Annotated in this window: 19 protein-coding genes; 11 read left to right on the forward strand and 8 right to left on the reverse strand. The window is 64.9% G+C overall.

The genetic code is table 11. The features are described 5' to 3' along the window. Nucleotides 1-4: 4 nt before the first annotated feature. The 7 genes from QTI05_RS16265 to bfr form a co-directional block, all read right to left on the reverse strand. Nucleotides 5-2,380 carry a catecholate siderophore receptor Fiu gene (locus QTI05_RS16265; RefSeq protein ID WP_286622227.1) on the reverse strand — a complete coding sequence of 792 codons (2,376 nt, stop codon included), beginning with the start codon at nucleotides 2,378-2,380 and terminating at the stop codon, nucleotides 5-7. A 231-nt stretch (nucleotides 2,381-2,611) separates the two neighbouring features. Next, entirely contained in the window at nucleotides 2,612-3,970 is a 1,359-nt protein-coding gene (locus QTI05_RS16270) for a sulfite reductase subunit alpha (protein ID WP_286622228.1), read from the reverse strand. 22 nt (nucleotides 3,971-3,992) lie between these two features. Next, nucleotides 3,993-4,907: an FAD:protein FMN transferase gene (locus QTI05_RS16275; RefSeq protein WP_286622230.1), complete on the reverse strand. Its 915-nt coding sequence runs from the start codon at nucleotides 4,905-4,907 to the stop codon at nucleotides 3,993-3,995. Between the two features lie 125 nt (nucleotides 4,908-5,032). Next, a complete protein-coding gene (locus QTI05_RS16280) occupies nucleotides 5,033-5,827 on the reverse strand; it encodes a DUF4198 domain-containing protein (RefSeq protein WP_286622231.1) in 795 nt (264 codons plus the stop codon). Nucleotides 5,828-5,862: 35 nt separating this feature from the next. Then, the gene (locus QTI05_RS16285; protein WP_286622232.1) at nucleotides 5,863-6,387 is read right to left on the reverse strand and encodes a DUF2271 domain-containing protein; all 525 of its coding nucleotides are present in this window, start codon (nucleotides 6,385-6,387) and stop codon (nucleotides 5,863-5,865) included. 28 nt (nucleotides 6,388-6,415) lie between these two features. Next, complete coding sequence (locus QTI05_RS16290) at nucleotides 6,416-7,060, reverse strand: PepSY-associated TM helix domain-containing protein (protein WP_286622233.1); 645 nt, start codon at nucleotides 7,058-7,060, stop codon at nucleotides 6,416-6,418. Between the two features lie 140 nt (nucleotides 7,061-7,200). After that, complete coding sequence (bfr, locus tag QTI05_RS16295) at nucleotides 7,201-7,677, reverse strand: bacterioferritin (RefSeq protein ID WP_286622234.1); 477 nt, start codon at nucleotides 7,675-7,677, stop codon at nucleotides 7,201-7,203. Between the two features lie 231 nt (nucleotides 7,678-7,908). Between bfr and ahpC the strand changes: the two genes are divergently transcribed. From ahpC to QTI05_RS16315, 4 genes are all read left to right on the forward strand, one after another. After that, nucleotides 7,909-8,481: an alkyl hydroperoxide reductase subunit C gene (ahpC, locus tag QTI05_RS16300; RefSeq protein ID WP_093051124.1), complete on the forward strand. Its 573-nt coding sequence runs from the start codon at nucleotides 7,909-7,911 to the stop codon at nucleotides 8,479-8,481. Nucleotides 8,482-8,642: 161 nt separating this feature from the next. Next, entirely contained in the window at nucleotides 8,643-10,244 is a 1,602-nt protein-coding gene (ahpF, locus tag QTI05_RS16305; RefSeq protein ID WP_286622235.1) for an alkyl hydroperoxide reductase subunit F, read from the forward strand. Between the two features lie 180 nt (nucleotides 10,245-10,424). Continuing rightward, on the forward strand, nucleotides 10,425-12,527 hold the full coding sequence (locus QTI05_RS16310; RefSeq protein WP_444812927.1) for a TonB-dependent siderophore receptor: 2,103 nt from the start codon (nucleotides 10,425-10,427) through the stop codon (nucleotides 12,525-12,527). 17 nt (nucleotides 12,528-12,544) lie between these two features. Beyond that, on the forward strand, nucleotides 12,545-15,019 hold the full coding sequence (locus QTI05_RS16315; RefSeq protein WP_444812911.1) for a PepSY domain-containing protein: 2,475 nt from the start codon (nucleotides 12,545-12,547) through the stop codon (nucleotides 15,017-15,019). Nucleotides 15,020-15,057: 38 nt separating this feature from the next. Here the strand turns inward: QTI05_RS16315 and ppsR are convergent, their stop codons facing one another. After that, nucleotides 15,058-15,879: a posphoenolpyruvate synthetase regulatory kinase/phosphorylase PpsR gene (ppsR, locus tag QTI05_RS16320; protein ID WP_286545998.1), complete on the reverse strand. Its 822-nt coding sequence runs from the start codon at nucleotides 15,877-15,879 to the stop codon at nucleotides 15,058-15,060. A gap of 187 nt (nucleotides 15,880-16,066) precedes the next feature. Here ppsR and ppsA point away from each other — a divergent pair, with 187 nt between their 5' ends. The 7 genes from ppsA (at nucleotide 16,067) to dnaB (ending at nucleotide 22,456) form a co-directional block, all read left to right on the forward strand. Beyond that, entirely contained in the window at nucleotides 16,067-18,460 is a 2,394-nt protein-coding gene (ppsA, locus tag QTI05_RS16325) for a phosphoenolpyruvate synthase (RefSeq protein ID WP_286545999.1), read from the forward strand. Between the two features lie 225 nt (nucleotides 18,461-18,685). After that, on the forward strand, nucleotides 18,686-19,207 hold the full coding sequence (locus QTI05_RS16330) for a hypothetical protein (RefSeq protein ID WP_286622237.1): 522 nt from the start codon (nucleotides 18,686-18,688) through the stop codon (nucleotides 19,205-19,207). A 142-nt stretch (nucleotides 19,208-19,349) separates the two neighbouring features. Further along, nucleotides 19,350-19,724 carry a 30S ribosomal protein S6 gene (rpsF, locus tag QTI05_RS16335; RefSeq protein ID WP_286546004.1) on the forward strand — a complete coding sequence of 125 codons (375 nt, stop codon included), beginning with the start codon at nucleotides 19,350-19,352 and terminating at the stop codon, nucleotides 19,722-19,724. A 4-nt stretch (nucleotides 19,725-19,728) separates the two neighbouring features. Then, a complete protein-coding gene (priB, locus tag QTI05_RS16340) occupies nucleotides 19,729-20,031 on the forward strand; it encodes a primosomal replication protein N (protein ID WP_286622239.1) in 303 nt (100 codons plus the stop codon). Nucleotides 20,032-20,049: 18 nt separating this feature from the next. After that, nucleotides 20,050-20,331: a 30S ribosomal protein S18 gene (gene rpsR, locus QTI05_RS16345; RefSeq protein ID WP_286546009.1), complete on the forward strand. Its 282-nt coding sequence runs from the start codon at nucleotides 20,050-20,052 to the stop codon at nucleotides 20,329-20,331. A 13-nt stretch (nucleotides 20,332-20,344) separates the two neighbouring features. After that, on the forward strand, nucleotides 20,345-20,797 hold the full coding sequence (gene rplI / locus QTI05_RS16350) for a 50S ribosomal protein L9 (protein ID WP_286546011.1): 453 nt from the start codon (nucleotides 20,345-20,347) through the stop codon (nucleotides 20,795-20,797). A gap of 252 nt (nucleotides 20,798-21,049) precedes the next feature. Further along, nucleotides 21,050-22,456 carry a replicative DNA helicase gene (dnaB, locus tag QTI05_RS16355; RefSeq protein ID WP_286546012.1) on the forward strand — a complete coding sequence of 469 codons (1,407 nt, stop codon included), beginning with the start codon at nucleotides 21,050-21,052 and terminating at the stop codon, nucleotides 22,454-22,456. The last annotated feature ends 10 nt before the right edge of the window (nucleotides 22,457-22,466 follow it).

Here is a 22,466-nt window from a genome sequence, read left to right on the forward strand (position 1 = left end):
TGGATCAGAACGCGAAGTTGGCCGTGATGCGGGCCGAACGCGGCGTGCCCGGGAGGTAGCGGTAGCCGCTCTTGTTGATCGACGCCACGTAATCCTTGTCGGTCAGGTTGTAGATGTTGAGCTGGATGTCGACGTTCTTGTTGATGCGGTACGACGCCATCGCGTCGAACACCCAGTACGCGTCCACATAGGCCGGCGTGCCCACGGCGCTGTCGGTGCCGCGGTTCAGCTTGCCGTTGTAGCGTGCGCCGCCGCCGATCGTCAGTCCGAACGGGAACTGGTAGGTCGTCCAGGCCGTGAACGCGTTCTTCGGCGTATAGGCCAGTGCGCCGCTGCCGTCAGCCAGCACCGAGGGGCCGCTCACGATCTTGGTGTCCTGCGTGGTGAAGCCCGCGCTGACGCCCCATGCGTTGGTGATCGCGCCCGCGATGCCGAGCTCGATGCCCTGCACGCGCTTCTTGCCGGTCTGGTAGTACTGCAGGGTGGTCGAGTCCTGCACCACTTCGTTGCTCACGTCGGTGCGATAGACGGCGGCGGTCAGCGACACCTTCTTGTTCAGGATGTCCCACTTGGTGCCGACTTCGAAGGTCTTGGCCTTCTGAGGCAGGAAGTCGGTGCGCGCGGCGCTGTTGGTGGTGCCGGCGGCGGCGGCCAAGGTGAAGTTGGCGCCGCCCGGCGGCTGCGCGCCGGTGCTGTAGCCGGCGTAGATGCTGCCGTTCTCGACCGGCTTGTAGACCAGGCCGATCTTGCCGGTGAACAGGTTGTCCGACAGGCTCAGGTTGGTCGGCGCAATCGTGCTGGTCTGCACGCCACGCGTAGTGGCCAGCGTCAGCGCGGTGGCGTCGTAGTCGGTTCTGTAGTGGTCGTAGCGCAGGCCACCGGTGAGCGACCATTGTTCGTTGAACTTCACCGTGTCGAACACGTAGAGGCCGATCGTGTCGGTCGAACCCTTGGAGCCGGTGCCGTTGTTGATGCGGTTGTAGCCTGACACGTACGGGTTCGGCGCGTACAGGTTGGCGGCGGGCCAGGAGCCGGCCGGCGCGTAGGTGGTGCCGACGCTTGCATAGCCCGCACCATAGAAGTTGCTGGCGCGCTGCGATTCGCGCATCAGCTCGACGCCGGCGCTCAGCGTGTGGCCGACGCTGCCCGTGTCGAACTTGGCCGTCACGTTGGTCTGGTTCACGAAGACCGTGTTTTCCTGGTCCTTGTTGGTCGGCAGGTTGCGCGTGACGGTCCAGCCGTAGGGGTTCAGCGCGCTCGGCGTGGCGAGGTAGCCCAGGTTGGCGGCCGGTGCGAGGCCCGTGGTGGCGAGGCCGCCGCCCTGGAACGACGTCAGCATGTAGTCCTGCGACGTCTTGCCGTAGCGCGTGGTGTTGCGCAACGTCAGATTAGGGGTGAAGTCGTGTTCGAAACGCGCGGTGAACATGTCCGACGTGACGTTGTCGAAGTCGGAGCTGGTGCCGTAGAAATTGCTCGAGTCGACCCGCGACGCATAGTCGAGGAAAGTGCGGCGACGCGCGCCGAGCGCGACCGGATCGGGGTTCGTGTAGCCCGGCAGGCCGATGGTCGGCACGCCGCCATCGGGGACGTTGTTCTGCTTGATGTGCACGTAGTCGAAGTACATGCGCGTCGGCGAGTTCAGGCCCAGCGCGATCGACGGCGCGATGCCCCAGCGCTTGTTCTTCACGAAATCACGGCCGGCCACGCCGGCGTCTTCGGCCACGGCGTTGAGGCGGAATGCCGCACCGATGCCGTTCTCGCCGCTCAACGACTTGTTCCAGTCGATGCTGCCGCGCTTGTAGTCGGCGCTGCCGAAGCCGATCGAGCCGTAGAAGCTGTCTTCGGTTTTCGGCTTCTTGGTGATCATGTTGATGTAGCCGGTTGGCGCGGTGCGACCGATGTCGCTGCTGGCCGCGCCCTTGACCACTTCGACCTGCTCGATGTTGAACACGTCGCGCGAGACCGAGCCGAGGTCGCGGATGCCGTCGACGAAGATGCTGCTGGAGGTATCGAAGCCGCGCAGGTAGATCGCGTCACCGGTGCTGGTGTTGCCGTTTTCGCCGAGGTAGAACGCGCCCGCGCCGGGCGTGTTGCGCAGCGCCTCGGTCAACGTGGTGGCGCCTTGCTCGCGCAGGATCTGCTCCTTGATCACCTGCACGGTTTGCGGCGTGTCGAGCAGCGGGGCGGTGAACTTGGGGTTGGCCGAGGTGTCGGCCTTGTAGTCGGCAGCAACCGAGTCCTGCACCTGAACTTCTTTCAGCGTATTGGTGGTCTGGGCACCTGCCGGCATTGCCAATGCGACCAGCGTGGCAGCGGCGACGCCGCCGAAGGGGGAAACGGCACGCGCGACCGCGTGCTTGCGACTCTTGATGTACGCCATGAGAAGAACTCCGAAAGGCAGAAAGAAATCGTCTCGACTGGCGGGTCTGGCAGTGCGCGGCCACAGGGGCGGCACGCAGATTGGCTGGGTGAGCGGAAGCGGAAACGCTTCGGCTCAAATGATAACCACTCGCAACAACTTTCTACCCGATTCGTACCACTTTCTTCGTCTTGTCAACGGAGGATGTTGCACGGCGGATACATCCGCATGCTGTCGGAGTGGCCCGGCGGGTCAGTACACGTCGCGTCGGTAGCGGCCCGCAGCGACCAGCGCGGCAAAGCGCTCCGGCCCGGCGATCTGGCGCAACGCCGCATGGACGCCGCTGGCCATGCCCTGCAGGCTGCCGCATACATAGATGGCAGCGCCGCGGTCGATCCAGGCGGCCACCTCGTCGGCGGCCTGCAGCAGGCGGTGCTGTACATAGAGACGCTCGGGTTGGTCGCGCGAGAAGACCATGTCGACCCGGCGCAGCAGGCCGGCCGATCGCCAGGCTTCGATCTCCTCGCGACAAAGCCAGTCGTGCGCCGCGTTGCGCTCGCCGAACAGCAGCCAGTTGTCGCCCTGGCCCGCCGCAGCACGCGCGCGCAGGTGGCTGCGCAGCCCGGCCAGGCCGGTGCCGTTGCCGATCAGCAGCAACGGCCGGTTCGTGTTGTCGCCCAGGCGGAAGTTGGCATGGGGCTTGAGGCGCAGCGACACGCTGCTGCCATGCGAGAGGGTGGTTGTGAGCCAGCCCGAGGCGATGCCCAGCCGGCCATCGGGATGCAACTCCTGGCGCACCAGCAGCTCGACCGCGCCGTCGCCGACGATCGAGGCGATCGAGTACTCGCGCGGACGCGCAGGGTCGCCGGGCGCTTCGATCTGCACCAAGTCGCCGGACTGCCAGCCGGCCGTGGCGCCAGCCGGTGGCGTCAATACCAGGCGATGGATTTCCGAACCGATGCTGCCCGGGTTGAGCAGTTCGCGCCGCGTCAGTTGCCAGGGGGCAAAGGGCGATTCGTCGATCTCGGCCACGGCGCCGTCGCCGATTCCAAGCTGCCGCTGCCATCGCGCAAGCGCCGACGGATCGGCGTTGTCGACGTCGATGCGTTCGAACTCGCGCATTGCGCCGCTCGCCTGCAGCCATTCGTCGAGCTGGCGTCCAAAGCCGCAGAAGTTCTGGTACTGCCGGTCGCCGAGAGCCAGCACGGCATAGCGCAACGCGGGCAGGGCATGCGCCTGCGTCATCAGTTTTTCGACGAACAGACTCGCGCCGTCGGGCGCGTCGCCTTCGCCGTACGTACTGGCAATGAAGAGGGCGCGCGGCGCGGCGCGCAGCGTGTCGGCATCGAGCGCGTTGAGTGCCAGCACGCGCACCGGGCTGCCATCCGCATGCAGGCCATCGGCGGTCTGCCATGCAAGTGTTTCGGCCTGGCCGGTCTGGGTGGCGAACAGCACCAGCGCTGGCGCCGCGCCTGTGCCTGCGAGTGCGCTGGCCGCGGCGGCCGTCGCCGCATGCCGGCGCCGCTCGCGCCACCAGATGGTGGCGCAGAGCATGGAATACGCGAGCACGGTGCCGCCCGCCGCGGCGCTGCGAACGGCGTCGATGCTCATCGCGTTCTGCGATCGAATGGACTCATGCGCCGACGCGCTCCATCCACGCGGGCGAGGCGCTCGCCTGCAGCCCATCCGTCTTGCGCTCGAAAAACAGCGCTGCGATGTCGTGCGCCCGTGCAAACGCGAGCCCCTCGGCCGGGCCCAGCACCGTCAGCGCGGTCGCGAGCGCATCGGCCTGCATGCACTCGGCGTGCAGCACGGTGACGGACGCGAGCGCATGGCCGACCGGCTCGCCGGTGCGCGGGTCGATCGTGTGCGACCAGCGCCGGCCCGCGTGCTCGCGCCGGTGCCAGCGGTCGCCCGACGTGGCCACGGCCAGATCGGCCAGTGCAACGGTCGGTGATGCCGTGCCACCGTCTTCCGGTGCTGCGATCTGCACTGTCCAGGAGGCGCCGCCCGGACGACGCCCGACACCGCGCAGTTCGCCGCCGATCTCGAGCAGCAGATCCTTCAGGCCCAGCGCCCGCAGCCCCTCCACCACGTGGTCGACCGCGAAGCCCTTGGCAATGCCGGAAAAGTCCAGCGTCAGCCCGCCCGGTTGCCGCAGCGTGCCGGCAACCGCGTCGAACGGCAGGCGCTGCCAGCCGCAGGCAGCATGGGCTGCGCGTAGCGCCTCGGGCGCGGGTGGATGCACGTCGTCAGCCGCCTCCGGCCCGAAGCCCCACAGCGCGACCAGCGGCCCGACCGTCGGATCCAACGCGCCGCCGCTGGCTTCGGCCCAGCGCAGCGCACAAGCCAGCACGGTGGCGAAACCGGACGCCAGCGCATGCACGGCGCCAGCGGCTGCGCGGTTGTAGCGGCTCAGGTCGGAGTCGGTCTGCCAGTGGCTCATCTGTGCGACCACGCGCGCCAGCGCAGCCTCCATCGCTGCACGAACGGTGTCGAGCGGCAGCATGTGCGGGTTGTCGAAGCGCAGCGACCAGGTCGTGCCCATGGTTCGCCCGGCCAATTGCTGCAGCGTGACCGGATCGGCACGCCGCGGCGCGGCTGCGTTGGCATAGCCCCCGGCGCGCCATCTCGCGAACGAGGGGCGCGTTGCGACCGAAGCGTCGTCGAAGGTCAGGGCATCACTTCCAGCGTGGCCGCGTAGCTCAGGCGGCGTTCCTTCGCCTGCGGCACCGTGGTCTTGTTGTCCTTGGTGTTGACGTCCAGCCAGTACATCCCGGCGCTCGGCCAGGTCACGCTGAACTGGCCCTTGCTGTCGGTCTTGATCTTCAGTTCCTCGAGCTTGTCGCGGTACTGCGTGTTGCCGGCCGTCACGGTCACCTCGAGATCCTTCGCGGGCTGGCCGTCGAGGTTCAGCGTGAAGGTGGATTTCTCGCCCTTGACCAGGTCGGTCGGACTGCCGGTGGCGATCAGTTCGAGGCCCTGGCCGATCGGCTTGAGCTGCGAAGGCTTGCCGACTGTCACGAAGGTTTCGATGCGGCCGGCCGATTGGGTGACGACCAAGTCGGTTGCATCGGCCGGGATCTCGCGGCCGATGGTTTCGGCCGTGCCGCGCGCGCGCTTGGGCTGGCCGGTGGCCTTGTCCTTCCAGCTCGCGCTGGCGCCGCCGTTGAGCACGGCGATGCGGTAGGTGCCCGGCTGCGCCACGCTCACGTCGAACACGCTGCGCTGCTTGAGCTGGGCCACGTTGTCGGGCTTGAGCGTGCCGCCGTCAGGGGCGGTGATCTGCAGGCCGTCGAGCCGCAGCGCATTGTGGTTGGCCACGAACAGGTCGTTCGACACGGCGGCGTCCACCGTGATCACGTCGCCCTTGGACAGCACCGTGGTCGATGGCAGCAGCCAGACGTTGTGCGCCTGGGCGGTGCCGAGCGCGGCGGTGAGGGCGATGGCGAGCAGCGAGATTTTCATGAGTGACTCCAGTGAATGAGATGAAACCGAAACGCTCAGGGCTTGAGCTCGAGCCTGATTTCGCCGAGCTCTTCCTTGCCTGCCGCCACCGGCTGTGCCGCTGCAGCGGGTGGCCATTGGAACGGGATGCTCACGACCTCGCGGCCGCCGACTTCACGCGCGGCCTCGACCACGAGCTTGTAGGCGCCTGGGGCCAGCTTCGGCAGCGCGGCCGAGCCTTCGCTGAAACTGAGCTGATGCTTGCCGGCTGGCCTGGTGGCACCGGTGACGCCATCGACCGGCACCGCCAGTTCGCGGCCGCCGCGGCGCCACCATTGGCGCAGATCCTTCAGCCACTTGGTGCCTTCGCCTTCGGGATTGTGGGTCTTGGTGCGAACGTCGTACCAGACGGTGAGCGTGGTTGCCAGCGTGTTGTCCGCGCGCTCGATCCATGCTGCCACGTAAGGGCGGTGGTATTCCGACACGTTGAGGCGCGGCACCTCGATGCTGACACCGAGACCGGCGGCAAAGGCCGGCGCGCCGAACAATGCGCCGAGCGCGAGGGAGTAACGGACTTTCACGAAGCGACCTCGTTTCTTGGGGTTGGATTCAATGGATGAAAAGCAGCGCGAGCAGCACCGGGATCACGAAGCCCATGCCGACCATCGGCCAGGTGAAGGGTCGGTTGCCGGCGTGCATCTTGAGAATGAACAAACCGGTGATCGAGAACACCAGCGTGGCTGCGGCAAAGATGTCGATGAACCAGCTCCAGGCTTGGCCGGTGTTGCGGCCCTTGTGCAGGTCGTTGAAATACGAGAGCCAGCCCCGATCGGTGCGCTCGTATTCGATCTCGCCGTCGGCCAGGCTCAGGCGCAGCCAAGCGTCGCCGCCGGGGCGGGGGAGTGACAGGTAGATTTCGTCGTCCGACCACTCGGCCTCTTTGCCGGCGGTGTCGACGGCCCAGCGCTCGCGCACCCAGTTTTGCAGATCGGGCGGCAGCGCGGCCTTGCCTTTGGTCGCCTGCCTAATTCGCGCTGTCTGCGCTTCGAGCCTGGCGAGCAGGGGCGCATCGACCTTGCCGTGTTGTGCAGTGACGAGCGGCTTGGCCTCGATCTGCCCCGCGTGGTTGAGCGTGAAGCCGGTGATGCCGAACAGCAGCAGGCCGATCAGGCACATTGCCGAACTGACCCAATGCCATTCATGCAGGGTCTTCAGCCAGTAGGCGCGGCGGCGGTTGTCGGAAGAGCCACTCATGGGCGCTGGAATCGGTCGGTAAGAGAAAGGGAAAGCCCGCGATTCTAGCGTTACAAATGAGAATCAATGTTATTTGCAGGTAAAGAGCAGGCATGAAAAAAGGGGCCGAGGCCCCTTGCGGTCTGACGCAGGCGTGTCGCTCAGCTCGCTTCACCCATCTGGCTCTGCAGATAGTTCTGCAAGCCGACCTTGGCGACCAGATCGATCTGGGTTTCGAGAAAGTCGATGTGCTCTTCGGTGTCGTCGAGAATCTTCTGCAGCAGGTCGCGCGAAACATAGTCGCGCACCGTTTCGCAGTGTGCGATGCCGGCCTTGATGGCGGCTTGCGCGCCGGATTCGCTCTTCAGGTCGCATGCCAGGATCTCGGGCACATCCTCGCCGATGCTGAGCTTGCCGAGGTCTTGCAGATTCGGCAGGCCGTCGAGCATGAAGATGCGATCCATGAGCCAGTCGGCGTGCTTCATCTCGCCGATCGACTCCTCGTATTCCTTCTTGGCCAGCTTGTCGAGACCCCAGTGCTTGAGCATGCGGTAGTGCAGGAAGTACTGGTTGATCGCAGTCAGCTCGTTCTTGAGCTGGGCCTGCAGATGTTCGATGACTTGGGGGTCGCCCTTCATGGTGTTCTTTCTTGTGCGTGAAGCGGCGATTGTGCGAGCGTGGCCAAGCAAGGCGCAAGGCAAACCCCTGCTATGGCGGTCTGCATGCGTTTGATGGCGATAAGCGTTCGCATCCGCGGCCGGGTCGATAGTCATACTGGTTCATGGTAATAGTTCGTGACTATCGATTTGCTCTCGTTAATACTTATACTCATGGCTCGCCTTTTATTCACGTCATCCCAAGGAAACGACATGTCCCTCATCAATACCGAAATCATTCCCTTCAAGGCCACCGCGTATCACAACGGCAAGTTCGTGCCGGTGAGCAACGACAACTTCAAGGGCAAATGGTCGGTCGTGGTGTTCTATCCGGCTGACTTCACTTTCGTGTGCCCGACCGAACTCGGCGACCTGGCCGACCACTACGCCGAATTCCAGAAGCTCGGGGTCGAGGTGTATGGCGTGTCGACCGACACCCATTTCACCCACAAGGCCTGGCACGACACCTCGGACACCATCGGCAAGGTCCAGTACCCGCTGATCGGCGACCCGAGCCAGCAACTCGCCCGCGCCTTCCAGGTGCTGATCGAAGAAGGCGAAGATGCCGGCCTCGCATACCGCGGCACCTTCGTGATCGACCCCGAAGGCAAGATCAAGACCATCGAAGTGCACGACAACGGCATCGGCCGCGACGCAGCCGAATTGCTGCGCCGCGTCAAGGCTGCGCAATACGTGGCTGCCCACCCGGGTGAAGTCTGCCCGGCCAAGTGGACCGAAGGCGCTGAAACGCTGAAGCCGTCGTTCGACCTCGTCGGAAAAATTTAACTCGCCCCCAGGCTGCGCGCACTTCGTGTCGCTCCTCCAACCCCCTGCCGGGGGCGGGCCGGCCGCTTCGGGCGGCCGTGCGCGGCGGCCCCTTGGAATGGGTTCGAGGGGCTTTTTTTGCCCCCTGTTGATAGTTTTCAGATATCGAAAGTGAGTTCTCCATGCTTGACGCCAGCACCAAAGCCCAATTGAAGAGTTACCTCGAACGCGCCACGCAGCCGATCGAAATCGTCGCCTCGCTCGACGACGGCAAGGCTTCGGGTGAGATGCTTTCGCTGCTGAAGGACGTCGCCGAGGCGTCGCCGCTGGTCAAGCTGACCGAAAGCCGCGACGACAACCATCGCAAGCCTTCCTTCTCGGTCAACCGCCCGAGCGAGAACCACGGCCCGCGCTTTGCCGGCCTGCCGATGGGCCATGAATTCACGTCGCTGATCCTTGCGCTGCTGCAGATCGGCGGCTACCCACCAAAGGTCGAGCAGGCCGTGCTCGACCAGATCCGCGCGCTTGACGGTGACTTCGAGTTCGAGATCTATGTCTCGCTCACCTGCCACAACTGCCCCGACGTGGTCCAGGCGCTGAACCTGATGGCGGTGCAGAACCCGCGCATTCGCACCACGATGATCGAAGGCGGAACCTTCCAGGAAGAGGTCAAGGAACGCCAGGTCATGGCCGTACCCACCGTATTCCTGAACGGCACCGAATTCGGCCAGGGCCGCATGAGCCTGGAAGAGATCCTCGCCAAGATCGACACCAGCGGCGTCGAGCGCGAAGCGAAGAAGATCGCCGCCAAGGATCCGTTCGACGTGCTCATCGTCGGCGGTGGTCCCGCCGGCGCAGCCGCTGCCGTGTACGCCGCGCGCAAGGGCATCCGGACCGGCGTCGCGTCGGAGCGCTTCGGTGGCCAGGTGCTCGACACCATGGGCATCGAGAACTTCATCTCGATCAAGGAGACTGAAGGGCCGAAATTCGCGCATGCGCTCGAAGAGCACGTGCGCAACTACGACGTCGACATCATGAACCTGCAGCGTGCCAAGGGACTGGTGCCGGGCAAGGAGTTCGTCGAGATCCAGCTCGAGAACGGCGCCTCGCTCAAGAGCCGCACGGTCGTCATCTCGACCGGCGCGCGCTGGCGCAACATCAACGTGCCCGGCGAACACGAGTTCAAGAACAAGGGCGTGGCCTATTGCCCGCATTGCGACGGCCCGCTGTTCAAGGGCAAGCGCGTTGCGGTGATCGGTGGCGGCAACTCAGGCGTCGAAGCCGCGATCGACCTGGCCGGTATCGTCGGCCATGTGACGCTGATCGAGTTCGACACGCAACTGCGCGCCGATGCGGTGCTGCAGCGCAAGCTCAAGAGCTTGAAGAACGTCGACATCTTCACCAACGCGCAGACCACCGAGATCACCGGCGACCAGAAGGTCAACGGCCTGGTCTACAAGGACCGCGCGACGGGCGAGCTGAAAAGGGTCGAGCTCGAAGGCGTGTTCATCCAGATCGGCCTTGTGCCCAACACCGACTGGCTGAAAGGCACGGTCGAGCTGTCGAAGCACGGCGAGATCATCGTGGACGCGAAGGGCCAGACCTCGGTGCCCGGTGTGTTCGCTGCGGGTGACGCGACCACGGTGCCGTTCAAGCAGATCATCATCGCGGCGGGCGAGGGCGCCAAGGCGGCACTCAGCGCGTTCGACCACCTGATCCGCACATCGGCGCCGGCCGAGGAAGCCGCGCCGGCCAGCCCTGTGGTGGCCGAAGCGATGGCTTAGATGAGAACTATTCTCATATAATAGAAACCTCGGGCGCCTGCCCAAAGCATCGCCAGCCAAGCCATGGCGCGCAGCCAGCGCGCAGTCCAGCCAGCAGCTTTCGTACAACTGAGCTGTTTTCTGGACTCCGCCGTGGCACCTTCTCCCGCTCCCGCATTCCGCTTTCTCAATGTGAGGAAGATGTACTGGGGCTTTGCCTTCGTCGTCGCGCCGCTGGCGAGCGCGCAGCCCGCGCCTGCGGCAACCGACGGTGTGCGCGGTGAATTGGCAACGATCAACGTGGAGGATGCGCGCACCAACGGTTTCGTCGCGAACACCGTGGAGGCTGGCACATTCCGTGGCGCGAACATCATGGATGTGCCCGCCACGGTGAACACCGTGACACGAGAGGTGATCGAACTGCAGGGCGCCGCGAGCGTCTACGACGTGCTGCGCAACACGGCCGGTGTCACGCGCCAGCAGAATGGCGGCGACACCTTCGACCAGTTGGTGATCCGCGGCATCGCGGTCGAGAACCGAACCAACTACCGGCTCAACGGATCGCTCGCGATTCCGAACGTGTCCGAGATTCCGCTGGAGAACAAGGAGCGGGTCGAAGTGCTCAAGGGCGCGTCTGCGCTCTACTACGGCTTCACGACGCCAGCAGGTGTCGTCAACTTCGTCACCAAGCGCGCAACGTCCACGCCGGTGAGCACGGTGGGCCTGGCGTTCGACGACCAGGGCACGATGCAGGGCACGGTCGATCTCGGGCGGAAGTTCGGGGAGCAGAGCCAGTTCGGCCTTCGCGTCAATGCGGCGGGTGGTCAACTGGGTTCGACCATCGAAGGCGTCGACGGCAACCGCAAGTTCCTGTCGGCCGCTTTCGACTGGCGCGTGAACAATCGCCTGACGCTCAAGGCCGATGTCGAGCACTACCGCAAGAGCATCACGGAGCAGGCCGGCGTCACGCGCCTTGCGGCCGTCAACGGTGTGATTTCCCTGCCGGCGCTGCCCAACCCGCACAAGCTTCTGGGCCCGCCGTGGGGCGTGTTCGAAGCGGAAGTGACCAACACACAGCTTCGCGCCGACTATTCGCTCAGCGACAACTGGGCGCTGACCGTGGAAGCCGGCCATTCGCAAGCCGAACGCGACCGACGGCTCGCGATCTTCGGCAACTACAACGTGCGCACGGGGGCCGGACGCATCACGGGCAACGTGCAGCATCTGGCGCAGAGCTCCGACCTGCTGCGAACGGAGTTGTTCGGCGCGTTCGCCACGGGAAGCGTGCAACACGAACTGACGTTGGGCGTGGCGCGCAGCGACAAGAGCCAGGATCCGATCTTCCAGCGCAACTACGGCGGCACGACGACGCAGAACCTCTACAACCCGGTGCCCATCGGCTACTTGCCGTTGACCGCGCTGCCGACACGGCCCACGACCGGCGCTCAGGACAGCGAAGAGCTCGGTCTGTACGCGCTGGACCGCATCACGTTCTCGCCGCAGTGGCAACTCGTGGTGGGCGCCCGCCATACGCGCTATGAGAGCTCGCAAGAGGCGAGCGCGACCCTGCCCGGCACCAACTACGCCGTGCGCAAGACCACGCCGCTGGCGGCGCTCAGCTACAAGTTCACACCCGACCTCGTGGCTTACGCTTCTTTCGCGCAGGGCGTGGAAGAAGGAGAGGTGGCGCCGACCGGGACGGTCAACCAGAACACGCGCATGGCCCCTGGCGTGAGCAAGCAGAAGGAAGTGGGCCTGCGCTGGCTGACCGGCAGCGGAACGCTGCTCTCGACCGCGCTGTTCGACATCGAACGCCCCGGCGCGTACACCAACAGCGCCAATACCTTCGTCGCCGATGGCCGCCAGCGGTACCGCGGCCTGGAGGTCTCGGCGCAGGGTCGCCTGACGCGTGAACTGGCGTGGCAACTGTCCGGGCAGGTGCTGGACGCCGAGTTTCGGCAGATCAATGCGCAGTACAACGGCAAGATGCCCGAGAACACCGCCCGCAAGACCGCGAGCGCATTCCTGTCCTACGACATTGCGGCAGTACCGGGCCTGTCGGTCAACGGCGGCGCCTACTACACCGGGCGGCGACCTGTCGACGATCTGAACCAAGGCTTCATCGGCGGCTTTACCGTTTTCGGACTGGGTGCGCGCTACTTGACGCAGGTGATGAGCAGGCGAGTCTCCTTGCAGTTGAATGTCGACAACGTTGCCGACAAGCGCTACTGGGCCGCAGCCGGCACGCGTCTGGCGGTCGGCATTCCGCGCACGATCAAGGCCTCGATCAAGATCGACCTGTGATCCGTCGCGCCCACTGATTGCTGCAGCGGCATCTCTCCACGATCGAATTTTTCATGGCCCTCCTGCGACGCATCTGGTTCCAGATTCACTGGTTCATCGGCATCACGGCCGGCACGGTGCTGGTGGTAATCGGGCTCACGGGCGCCGTGCTCTCGTTTCGTGCCGAGATCACGGATCAGCTCAACCCGGGGTTGCGCCAAGTGGCTGCTCCTCCCGGCGCCGAGGCGCTCACCCCGGCAGCGTTGCTGGATCGACTGCAGGCCGGATCGGCCGCGCATCGTGTGGCGACCTTGACGGTGTTCGCCGAGCCCGGTCGGCCGGCACGTGTCAACTTTGCGCCGCGACCCGGCGAGAAACGGGGCGAGTCCCGCCTTGCCGACCCCTATACCGCGGTGCTCCTGCCGGAGCCGAAGGGCGACGACTTCTTCGAGTTCGTCGAGAGCCTGCATCGCTGGCTCCTGTTGCCGCGCGACGCCGGCAAGACCGTCACGGGCACGCTTGCCGCGGGCCTGCTGGTGCTGGCGTTGTCGGGCCTGTACCTGCGTTGGCCGCGCGTTCTGCTCTCGTGGCGCAGTTGGCTCCGCCTGGACTTTGCACTCACAGGTCGCGCATTCCTGTGGAACCTGCACGCGGTGGTCGGAACCATCGCGCTCCTTGCCTACCTGGTCTCGAGCGCGACCGGTGTCTACTGGGGCTTCGATGCAGTCCGCTCTGCAGTGGACGATGCGGCAGGCGAGGGCCGTGCGGTGCGTGCACAGCGCATGGAAGGGGCGGGCGCGGCCACGCCTGCCGCGCCGGCGCATGCAAAGCTCAACCTGGATCGCGTCTGGCACTCCTTCGGCGACGTGACACGGGGTGACTGGAGCCAGGTGACGCTGCGTCTGCCGGCTCGCAATGCGTCCCAAGTCGAGGCGACGTATCTGAGCGCGCAGCCCGAGCACGAACGCGCCCGCAATCGCCTGTACCTGAATGCCGCGACCGGAGAGCCGACCCGGCACGAGCGGTACGCCGACAAGCCGCTCGCCGGTCGATGGGTCAACAGCATCTATCCGCTGCACATGGGCTCCTATTGGGGCCTGCCGGGGCGCATCGTGATGCTGCTCAGCAGCATCGGGCTGGCGCTGTTTGCAATCACCGGATGGATGCTGTATCTCGGCCGCCGGCGAACCAAGAAGGCCGTGCGCGCCGAGCGCGCGCGGTTGGGCCTTTCGAATCCGGCAGCAGATCCGTCTCGAAGCGCAGAACAAGTGCTGGTGGCCTTTGCAACGCAGACCGGCCACGCGGAGCGCGTTGCTCTGCAGACCGCCAGCGCATTGCAGGCCGCAGGCATCGCTGCGGCGGTCAAGCCCGTGGCCGAATTGAGCGTGGACGCGCTGCTGCATTTCCGGAAAGTGCTGTGGGTTGTCAGCACTTTCGGCGATGGCGATCCACCGGATACGGCGCGCGCTTTCGCGCGCGAATTCGCGCGCCAGTCGGGATCGCACCTGCGGCATGTGCACTACGGCCTGCTTGCGCTCGGCGACTCGCACTACGCCACCTTCTGTGGTTTCGGCAGGAGGCTCGACCACGATCTGCAAAACCAGGGCGCGCAAATGCTGTTCCCGGTGATCGAGGTCAGCAGTGGTGACCCGACTGCGATGAACCGCTGGCGTCAATCGCTCACCAGCACCTTCCATCTGCCCGGGGACGCGTGGCCCGTCCAGGGCGAGCCGCTGCCGGAACAGGCGTTCGAGACGTGGCGACTCGCAAGCCGTCGCCTGCTCAACGAAGGAAGCCAGGGCGATCCGCTGTATGAGATCGAGCTGGTGCGCACCGATGCGCCTGCCTGGCAAGCCGGCGCGCTGGTGGAACTGATTCCGTCCACTCCGCAGCAATCCGGGGGTGCCGCGCCGCTGGCGCCGCGCAGCTACTCGGTCGCGTCGGGTCCGCCGGATGGCAGCATTCAACTGCTGGTGCGCCAGGCTCGGTACGACAACGGCATTGGCGTTGCGTCAGGCTGGCTTACGGCTCACGCCGAGATCGGCGCCGGAATCCCGCTGCGACTGGTTGCCAACCCCGGTTTCGCGCTGGTCGATGATGACAGGCCCTGCATCTTCATCGGCAACGGATCCGGCTTCGCCGGCCTCAGGGCCCACATGCGCGAGCGCGCTCGACGCGGGCATGGACGGAACTGGCTTGTCTATGGCGAGCGCAACGCGGCGCACGACGCCTTCTTCACACGGGAAGTAGAAGAATGGCAGAAGCGGCAAGTGCTTCTGCGCGCCGATATTGTCTTTTCCCGTGATCAGCCGCAACGCATCTATGTGCAGGATCGTCTTAGGGCGTCGCGCGACGCGCTTGTGCAGTGGGTGAGCGAGGGTGCGGTCATCTACGTCTGCGGCAGCCTGGAAGGAATGGCGCCCGGCGTCGATGCGGCGCTGAGCGAGGTGGTCGGATCCGCCGCGTTGAACGAGTTGATCGCACAGGGTCGATATCGCAGAGATGTGTATTGAGTCGGGTGCCGCCTGCGAATCAATGGACAGGGCGTCGTCTAGTAAGTCAGCCGCTCGGGCCGCAGCTCCTGCAGGATCGTCGTTGCGATCTCCTCGATCGACTTGGTCGTTGTCGACAGCCAGCGTATGCCGGCCCGTCGCATCATGGCTTCGGCCTCGGAGATCTCATGGCGGCAGTTCTCGATGCTCGCGTAACGTGAGTTTGGCCGCCGCTCGTTGCGGATCTGCGCAAGCCGCTCGGGCTGGATCGTCAGGCCGAAGATCTTTTTCTTGTGAGGCAGCAGCGCCGGTGGCAACTGGCGCCGATCGAAGTCTTCCGGGATCAGCGGATAGTTGGCCGCCTTGAGCCCGTGCTGCATCGCCAGGTAGAGCGAGGTCGGCGTCTTGCCGCTGCGGCTCACGCCGACCAGGATCACGTCGGCACCGTCGAGGTCGCGATTGCTCTGGCCGTCGTCGTGCTGCAGGCTGAAGTCGATGGCCGCGATGCGTTCGTCATAGGCCTTGCTCTTGCTCACGTCGCTGAAGCGGCCGATGCGGTGGTTCGACTTCATCGCCAGCTCGATTTCGAGCGGCCGCACGAAAGTGCCGAACATGTCGAGCAGCATGCCCTTGCAGCCGGTTTCGATGACTTCGAGGACATCCATGTTGGCCAGCGTGGTGAAGACGATCGGCCGCTGGCCCTCGAGTTCGCCCGTGTGATTGATGCGCCGCACCGCCTGGTGCGCCTTGTCGACCGTGTCGGTAAACGGCAGCCGGATGTGGCGTGGCGTGATTTCGAACTGGGCCAGAACGGCATTGCCGAAAGTCTCGGCGGTGATGCCGGTGCCATCGGAGACGAAGAAGACGGTGCGCGTGTGCATGGTGGTGGCGGCCTTGTCCTGCGGCGCGCAAATGGTGCGGCGCCTACAATTCGGGCCAATTATGGGGAATCCGCTTCCCCCACATCCGATTTCTTCCCATGCCCACCGCGACCGCACCCCAAGCAACGACAACGATCGTGCGCCGCTGCCGGCATGACGCACCGGTTTTAACTTCTGGAGCTTTCCCATGTCTGCACTCTTTGAAGCGACCGCCCTGGTCGTACCGTTTGAGAACCTGAGGATGACCGACGTCGAGTCGGTCGGCGGCAAGAACGCCAGCCTCGGCGAGATGATTTCCCAGTTGCCGCAGGGCGTGCGCGTTCCGACAGGCTTCGCGACCACGGCGCACGCGTTTCGCCAATTCCTGGCGCACGACGGCCTAGCCGACAAGATCAGCGCAGCGCTGGCCAAACTGGATACCGAGGACGTGCGCGCGCTGGCCAAGGTCGGTGCCGAAATCCGCGCCATGGTCGAGGCCCAGCCGTTTCCGGCCGACCTGCAGAAGGCGATTGCCGAGGCGTTCGCGACGCTGAGCGCGGGCAACCCGCAAGCGAGCTTCGCGGTGCGCTCCTCGGCCACGGCGGAAGACTTGCCCGATGCATCGTTTGCCGGCCAGCAAGAGACCTTCCTCAACGTGGTCGGCATCGACGACGTGCTGCACAAGATGAAAGAGGTGTTCGCCTCGCTCTACAACGATCGCGCGATCAGCTACCGCGTGCACAAGGGTTTCGCGCATGACGTGGTGGCGCTCTCGGCGGGCGTGCAGCGCATGGTGCGCTCCGACCTGGGCGCGGCCGGCGTGATGTTCACGATCGACACCGAATCGGGTTTCGAGGACGTGGTGTTCATCACCTCGAGCTACGGGCTCGGCGAGACGGTGGTGCAGGGCGCCGTGAACCCGGACGAGTTCTATGTGCACAAGCCGATGCTCAAGGCCGGCAAGCGCGCGGTGATCCGCCGCAATCTCGGCTCCAAGCTGATCCAGATGGAGTTCGCGACGCCGGAAGAAAAGAAGGCATCGGGCAAGCTGGTGAAGACCACCGATGTGCCTGCCGAGCAGCGCAACCGCTATTCGCTGAGCGACGCCGACGTCGAATTGCTCGGCAAATACGCGCTGGTCATCGAAGAGCACTACGGCCGCCCGATGGACATCGAATGGGGCAAGGACGGCACTGACGGCCTGCTCTACATCCTGCAGGCGCGGCCCGAAACCGTGAAGAGCCAGCAGCAGGGCAAGGCCGAGCAGCGCTACAAGCTGCTGGGCCGCGGCGCCGTGCTGGCCGAAGGCCGCGCGATCGGCCAGAAGATCGGCACCGGCCCGGTGCGCCTCGTGCACAACATCAGCGAGATGGACAAGGTGCAGGCCGGTGACGTGCTCGTCACCGACATGACCGACCCCAACTGGGAGCCGGTGATGAAGCGCGCCGCCGCCATTGTCACCAACCGCGGCGGGCGTACCTGCCACGCGGCGATCATCGCGCGCGAACTCGGCATTCCGGCCGTGGTCGGCTGCGGCGACGCGACCGACCTGCTGAAAGAAGGCACGCTGGTCACAGTGAGCTGCGCCGAGGGCGACACCGGCTTCATCTACGACGGCCTGCTCGAAACCGAAGTGACCGAGGTGACGCGCGGCGAAATGCCGCCGATCGACCTCAAGATCATGATGAACGTCGGCAACCCGCAACTCGCGTTCGACTTCGCGCAGCTGCCGAACCACGGTGTGGGCCTGGCGCGGCTCGAATTCATCATCAACAACAACATCGGCGTGCATCCGAAGGCGATCCTCGACTACCCGAACGTCGATGCCGATCTGAAGAAGGCGGTCGAGTCGGTGGCCCGTGGCCACGCCTCGCCGCGCGCCTTCTACGTCGACAAGGTGGCCGAAGGCATCGCCACCATCGGCGCCGCGTTCTGGCCCAAGCCGGTGATCGTGCGACTGTCGGACTTCAAGTCGAACGAATACCGCAAGCTGATCGGCGGCTCGCGCTACGAGCCCGAAGAAGAAAACCCGATGCTGGGCTTCCGCGGCGCCGCACGCTATGTCAGCGAGGAATTCCGCGAAGCCTTCCTCATGGAGTGCGAGGCGCTCAAGCGCGTGCGCAATGACATGGGTCTTACCAACGTGCAGATCATGGTGCCCTTTGTGCGCACCCTGAAGCAGGCCGAGCGTGTGACTGGCCTGCTCGCCGCGGAAGGCCTGAAGCGCGGCGAGAACGAACTCAAGATCATCATGATGTGCGAGGTGCCGAGCAACGCGATCCTGGCCGACGAGTTCCTGCAGTTCTTCGACGGTTTCTCGATCGGCTCGAACGACCTGACCCAGCTCACGCTGGGCCTGGATCGCGATTCGGGGCTCGAATTGCTGGCGGCCGACTTCGACGAGCGCGATCCGGCCGTCAAGGCCATGTTGAGCCGCGCCATCAAGGCCTGCAAGGCGCAGGGCAAGTATGTCGGCATCTGCGGCCAGGGCCCGAGCGACCACCCGGACTTCGCGCTGTGGCTGGCGGAGCAGGGGATCGAGTCGATTTCGCTCAATCCCGACAGCGTGATCGACACCTGGCAGCAACTGGCCACCCGCTGACCCCGCACGGGGGCCCCTGAGGGTGCGAGGCGACACAACGTGTCGCCCGCACCACGCAATCCGTCACGCGCGGGCTGTAATTTCCCTGTCAGCATGTGTCAATTTGCAACCGACCGTCCTTTTGGTGTCACACTTTGGCGTTACCGGGGAGGCAGTTGCCATTTGCCAGCAGGGCGAAACGGATCCTGCCGTGGTGTTTGCGAGTGACTCGCGTAAGGGGAAGCCATGATTCTTGTGAAGACGGAAGCCGGCCAACAGGCATTCAGGGATCGCACGGTTCGGCTCACGCCGCGACAGCGTTCGGCGTTCATCCTCTGTGACGGCAAGCGCACGATCGAGGAAGTGCAGGCCGCCGGCATGAGCATCGAACGAGAAGACCTCGACCAGATGATCGAACTGGGCCTGCTGGGCCCGCTGGACGGTGCCCCGGTCGTGACAGCGTCTGCACCGGTCGCGCAAGCCGAACCTCCACCGGTTGCCGCACCGACACCCAGGCCCGCGCTTGCGGCGGTGCCGGCCCCTGCCGCCGCGCCTGCCGACGGCGCGCGCTCGCCCCAGCAGCGCTACAAGGATGCGTATCCCATCGCGACCCGGTTGTCGGGCAGCCTCGGCCTGCGTGGTTTCCGCCTCAACCTGTCGGTCGAGGGCACGAGCAACTACGAAGAACTGCTCGCGCTGGCGCCCAAGATCCGCGCGGCAGTTGGCCCCGACAAGGCGGCCGAGTTCGATCGCGCACTGCTCGGCTGAGGCCGCTGGCGCCTTGCTGCCGCGGCGGAACGCCTCGAGGCGCTTTTGCTTGCTATAATCATGGGCTTTACCTTGCCACACCGCGATTCGGACGCTGCGGGTGGCTTTATCCCTTCCCCCGGGAAGATCCACAAGGAGTGCCATGCGTCACTATGAAATCATTTTGCTGATCCACCCGGATCAGAGCGAGCAAGTTCCGGCCATGCTGGAGCGCTACAAGGGCCTGATCACGGCCGGCGGCGGCAACGTCCACCGCGTTGAAGACTGGGGCCGTCGTCAGCTGGCCTACCAGATCAACAAGCTCAACAAGGCGCACTACCTGTGCGTGAACATCGAGGCTGAACAAGCCGTGATGGCCGAACTGGAACATGCGTTCAAGTTCAACGACGCCGTGCTGCGCCACCTGACCGTGGTCAAGAAGAAGGCCGACACCGGCCCTTCGTCGATGATGAAGACGGTCGAGCGCGAAGAGGCCCGCAAGGCCCAGCAAGCCGAATACGCCGCCAACAACAACTGATGGCGTGAAGGTTGCCGCAGCCAACAGCCTCGTGCTGACTGCCTGCGTCGCCGAACTCGGAGCATTGCGCTACACGCCTGCCGGTTTGCCCGCCCTCGATCTGAAGCTCGAACACGAGTCGACAGTCGAAGAGGCCGGAAAGCCAAGGCAGGTCAAGGCGGCCCTCAAGGCCGTGGCCTTCGGCGCTATCGCCGAGCGGCTCGCAAGGCAGGCTTTGGGAAGTCTCTGGCGTTTCCAGGGCTTCCTCGCTACTCCGGGGAATGGCAAGCATCCCGTTCTGCACATCCAGGATTTTCAGCAAGATTAATTTTCGAGAGGTCCAACCATGGCCACGTTCAAGAAATTCAACAAAGACAAGCGCCCGAAGCGCAATACCCAGTCGCTGCTGTTCAAGCGCAAGCGCTTCTGCCGCTTCACCGTCGCCGGCGTCGAAGAGATCGACTACAAGGACATCGACACCCTGCGCGACTTCATCGGCGAAAACGGCAAGATCATTCCCGCGCGCCTGACCGGCACCCGTGCGATCTACCAGCGCCAGCTCAACACCGCGATCAAGCGTGCCCGCTTCCTCGCGATGGTTCCGTACAGCGACCAGCATCGCGTCTAAGGAGAGCCACATCATGCAAATCATTCTTCTGGACAAGGTTCTCAACGTTGGCGCGCTGGGTGACATCGTCAAGGTCAAGGACGGCTACGCCCGCAACTTCCTGATCCCGTCGGGCCGCGCCCGCCGCGCCACTGAAGCCAACAAGGCCGAATTCGCCGCCAAGCGCGCCGAACTCGAAAAGGCTGCGGCCGCCAAGCTGGCCGAGTCGCAAGCGCAGGGCGAGAAGCTCGGCGGCGCAACCATCAAGCTGACGCAGAAGGCCGGCGTCGATGGCCGTCTGTTCGGTTCGGTCACCAACCATGACATCTCCGAAGAGCTCAACAAGCAGGGCTACAAGGTGGTCAAGTCGCAAGTGCGCCTGCCGAACGGCCCGATCAAGGTCACCGGCGACAGCACCGTGAGCGTGGCGCTCCACACCGACGTGGTGGTCGACATCACCGTGACGGTGTACGGCGAAACCGCGTAACTGTTGCTCGCCCCCAGGCTGCGCGCACTTCGTGTCGCTCCGCCTTCCCCCTACCGGGGACAACACCTGCGGTCCGGCTGAGCCGGTTCCGCGGTGTTCCCGGAATTGAACAAGGTCGCCCTCGGGCGACTTTGTTCTTTTGGGGATACAAGATGTCCTCGGCGCTGCACCGAAAAGTCACCGCTTATCCACAGCGTTATCCCATGACGCTGCCCGCCATGCGGCTTAGCATGTGCGGTTGCAAGGAAATCCATGTCCGCCGTTTTCTCCTACGCCGACAACGATCCGTCCAACGATCGTCAGGTCGCGCAATTGCGCATTCCGCCCCATTCGATCGAGGCCGAATCCAGTGTGCTCGGCGGGCTCCTGCTCGACAACGGCGCATGGGATCGCGTCGGTGACCTGTTGCAGGACAGTGACTTCTACCGCTACGAGCACAAGCTGATCTACGCGTCGATCGGCGGTCTCGTCAACGCGAGCAAACCGGCCGACGTGATCACGGTGTTCGAGCAGTTGCAGAGCATCGGCAAGTCCGACGAAATGGGCGGGCTGGTGTACCTGAACTCGCTTGCGCAGTACGTGCCGAGCGCAAGCAACATCCGCCGCTACGCCGAGATCGTGCGAGACCGCTCGATCCTGCGCAAGCTGGTGAGCGCCGCCGACGAGATCGCGACCAACGCCTTCAACACGCAGGGCAAGGCGGTCGACAAGATCCTCGACGAGGCCGAGCAGAAGATCTTTCACATCGGCGAGGAAGGCTCGCGCATGAAGCAGGGCTTCCAGGGCATGGACTCCCTGGTGGTCGAACTGCTCGACCGCGTGACCGAGATGGCGGACAACCCGAACGACATCACGGGCGTGCCGACCGGCTTCATCGACTTGGATCGCATGACCTCGGGCTTCCAGGCCGGCGACATGATCGTGCTGGCGGCACGCCCCTCGATGGGCAAGACCGCCCTGGCCATCAACATCGCCGAGCATGTGGCGCTGAACGAAGGCCTTCCGGTGGCGGTGTTCTCTATGGAAATGGGCGCGTCGCAACTCGCAGTGCGGATCGTCGGCTCGATCGGCCGCATCGACCAGACCCACCTTCGCACCGGCAAGCTCACCGACGAAGAGTGGCCGCGCCTGACCGAAGCGATCGAGAAGCTGCGCAACATCTCCCTGCACATCGACGAAACGCCGGGCCTCACCACGAGCGAATTGCGCGCCAACTCGCGCCGGCTCGCGCGCCAGTGCGGCCAGCTCGGCCTGATCGTGGTCGACTACCTGCAGCTCATGAGCGTGTCGACCGCGATGAACGACGAGAACCGCGCGACGGCGGTGGGCGAAATCTCGCGCGGCTTGAAGATGCTGGCCAAGGAACTCAAGTGCCCGGTGATCGCACTGTCGCAGCTGAGCCGCGGCGTCGAGTCGCGCACCGACAAGCGCCCGATGATGAGCGACCTGCGCGAGTCCGGCGCGATCGAGCAGGATGCCGACGTGATCATGTTCATCTACCGCGACGACTACTACAACAAGGACTCGAAGGAGCCGGGCGTGGCCGAGGTGATCATCAGCAAGCAGCGGAACGGCCCGACCGGTACCGTCAAGCTGGCGTTCCTGAAGCCGATCACCAAGTTCGAGAGCCTGGCCGGCGGCGGCGGCCACGATTTCTAGATAAACAAGG

It is taken from the genome of Variovorax fucosicus (assembly GCF_030316825.1).
Taxonomy (GTDB): domain Bacteria; phylum Pseudomonadota; class Gammaproteobacteria; order Burkholderiales; family Burkholderiaceae_C; genus Variovorax; species Variovorax fucosicus.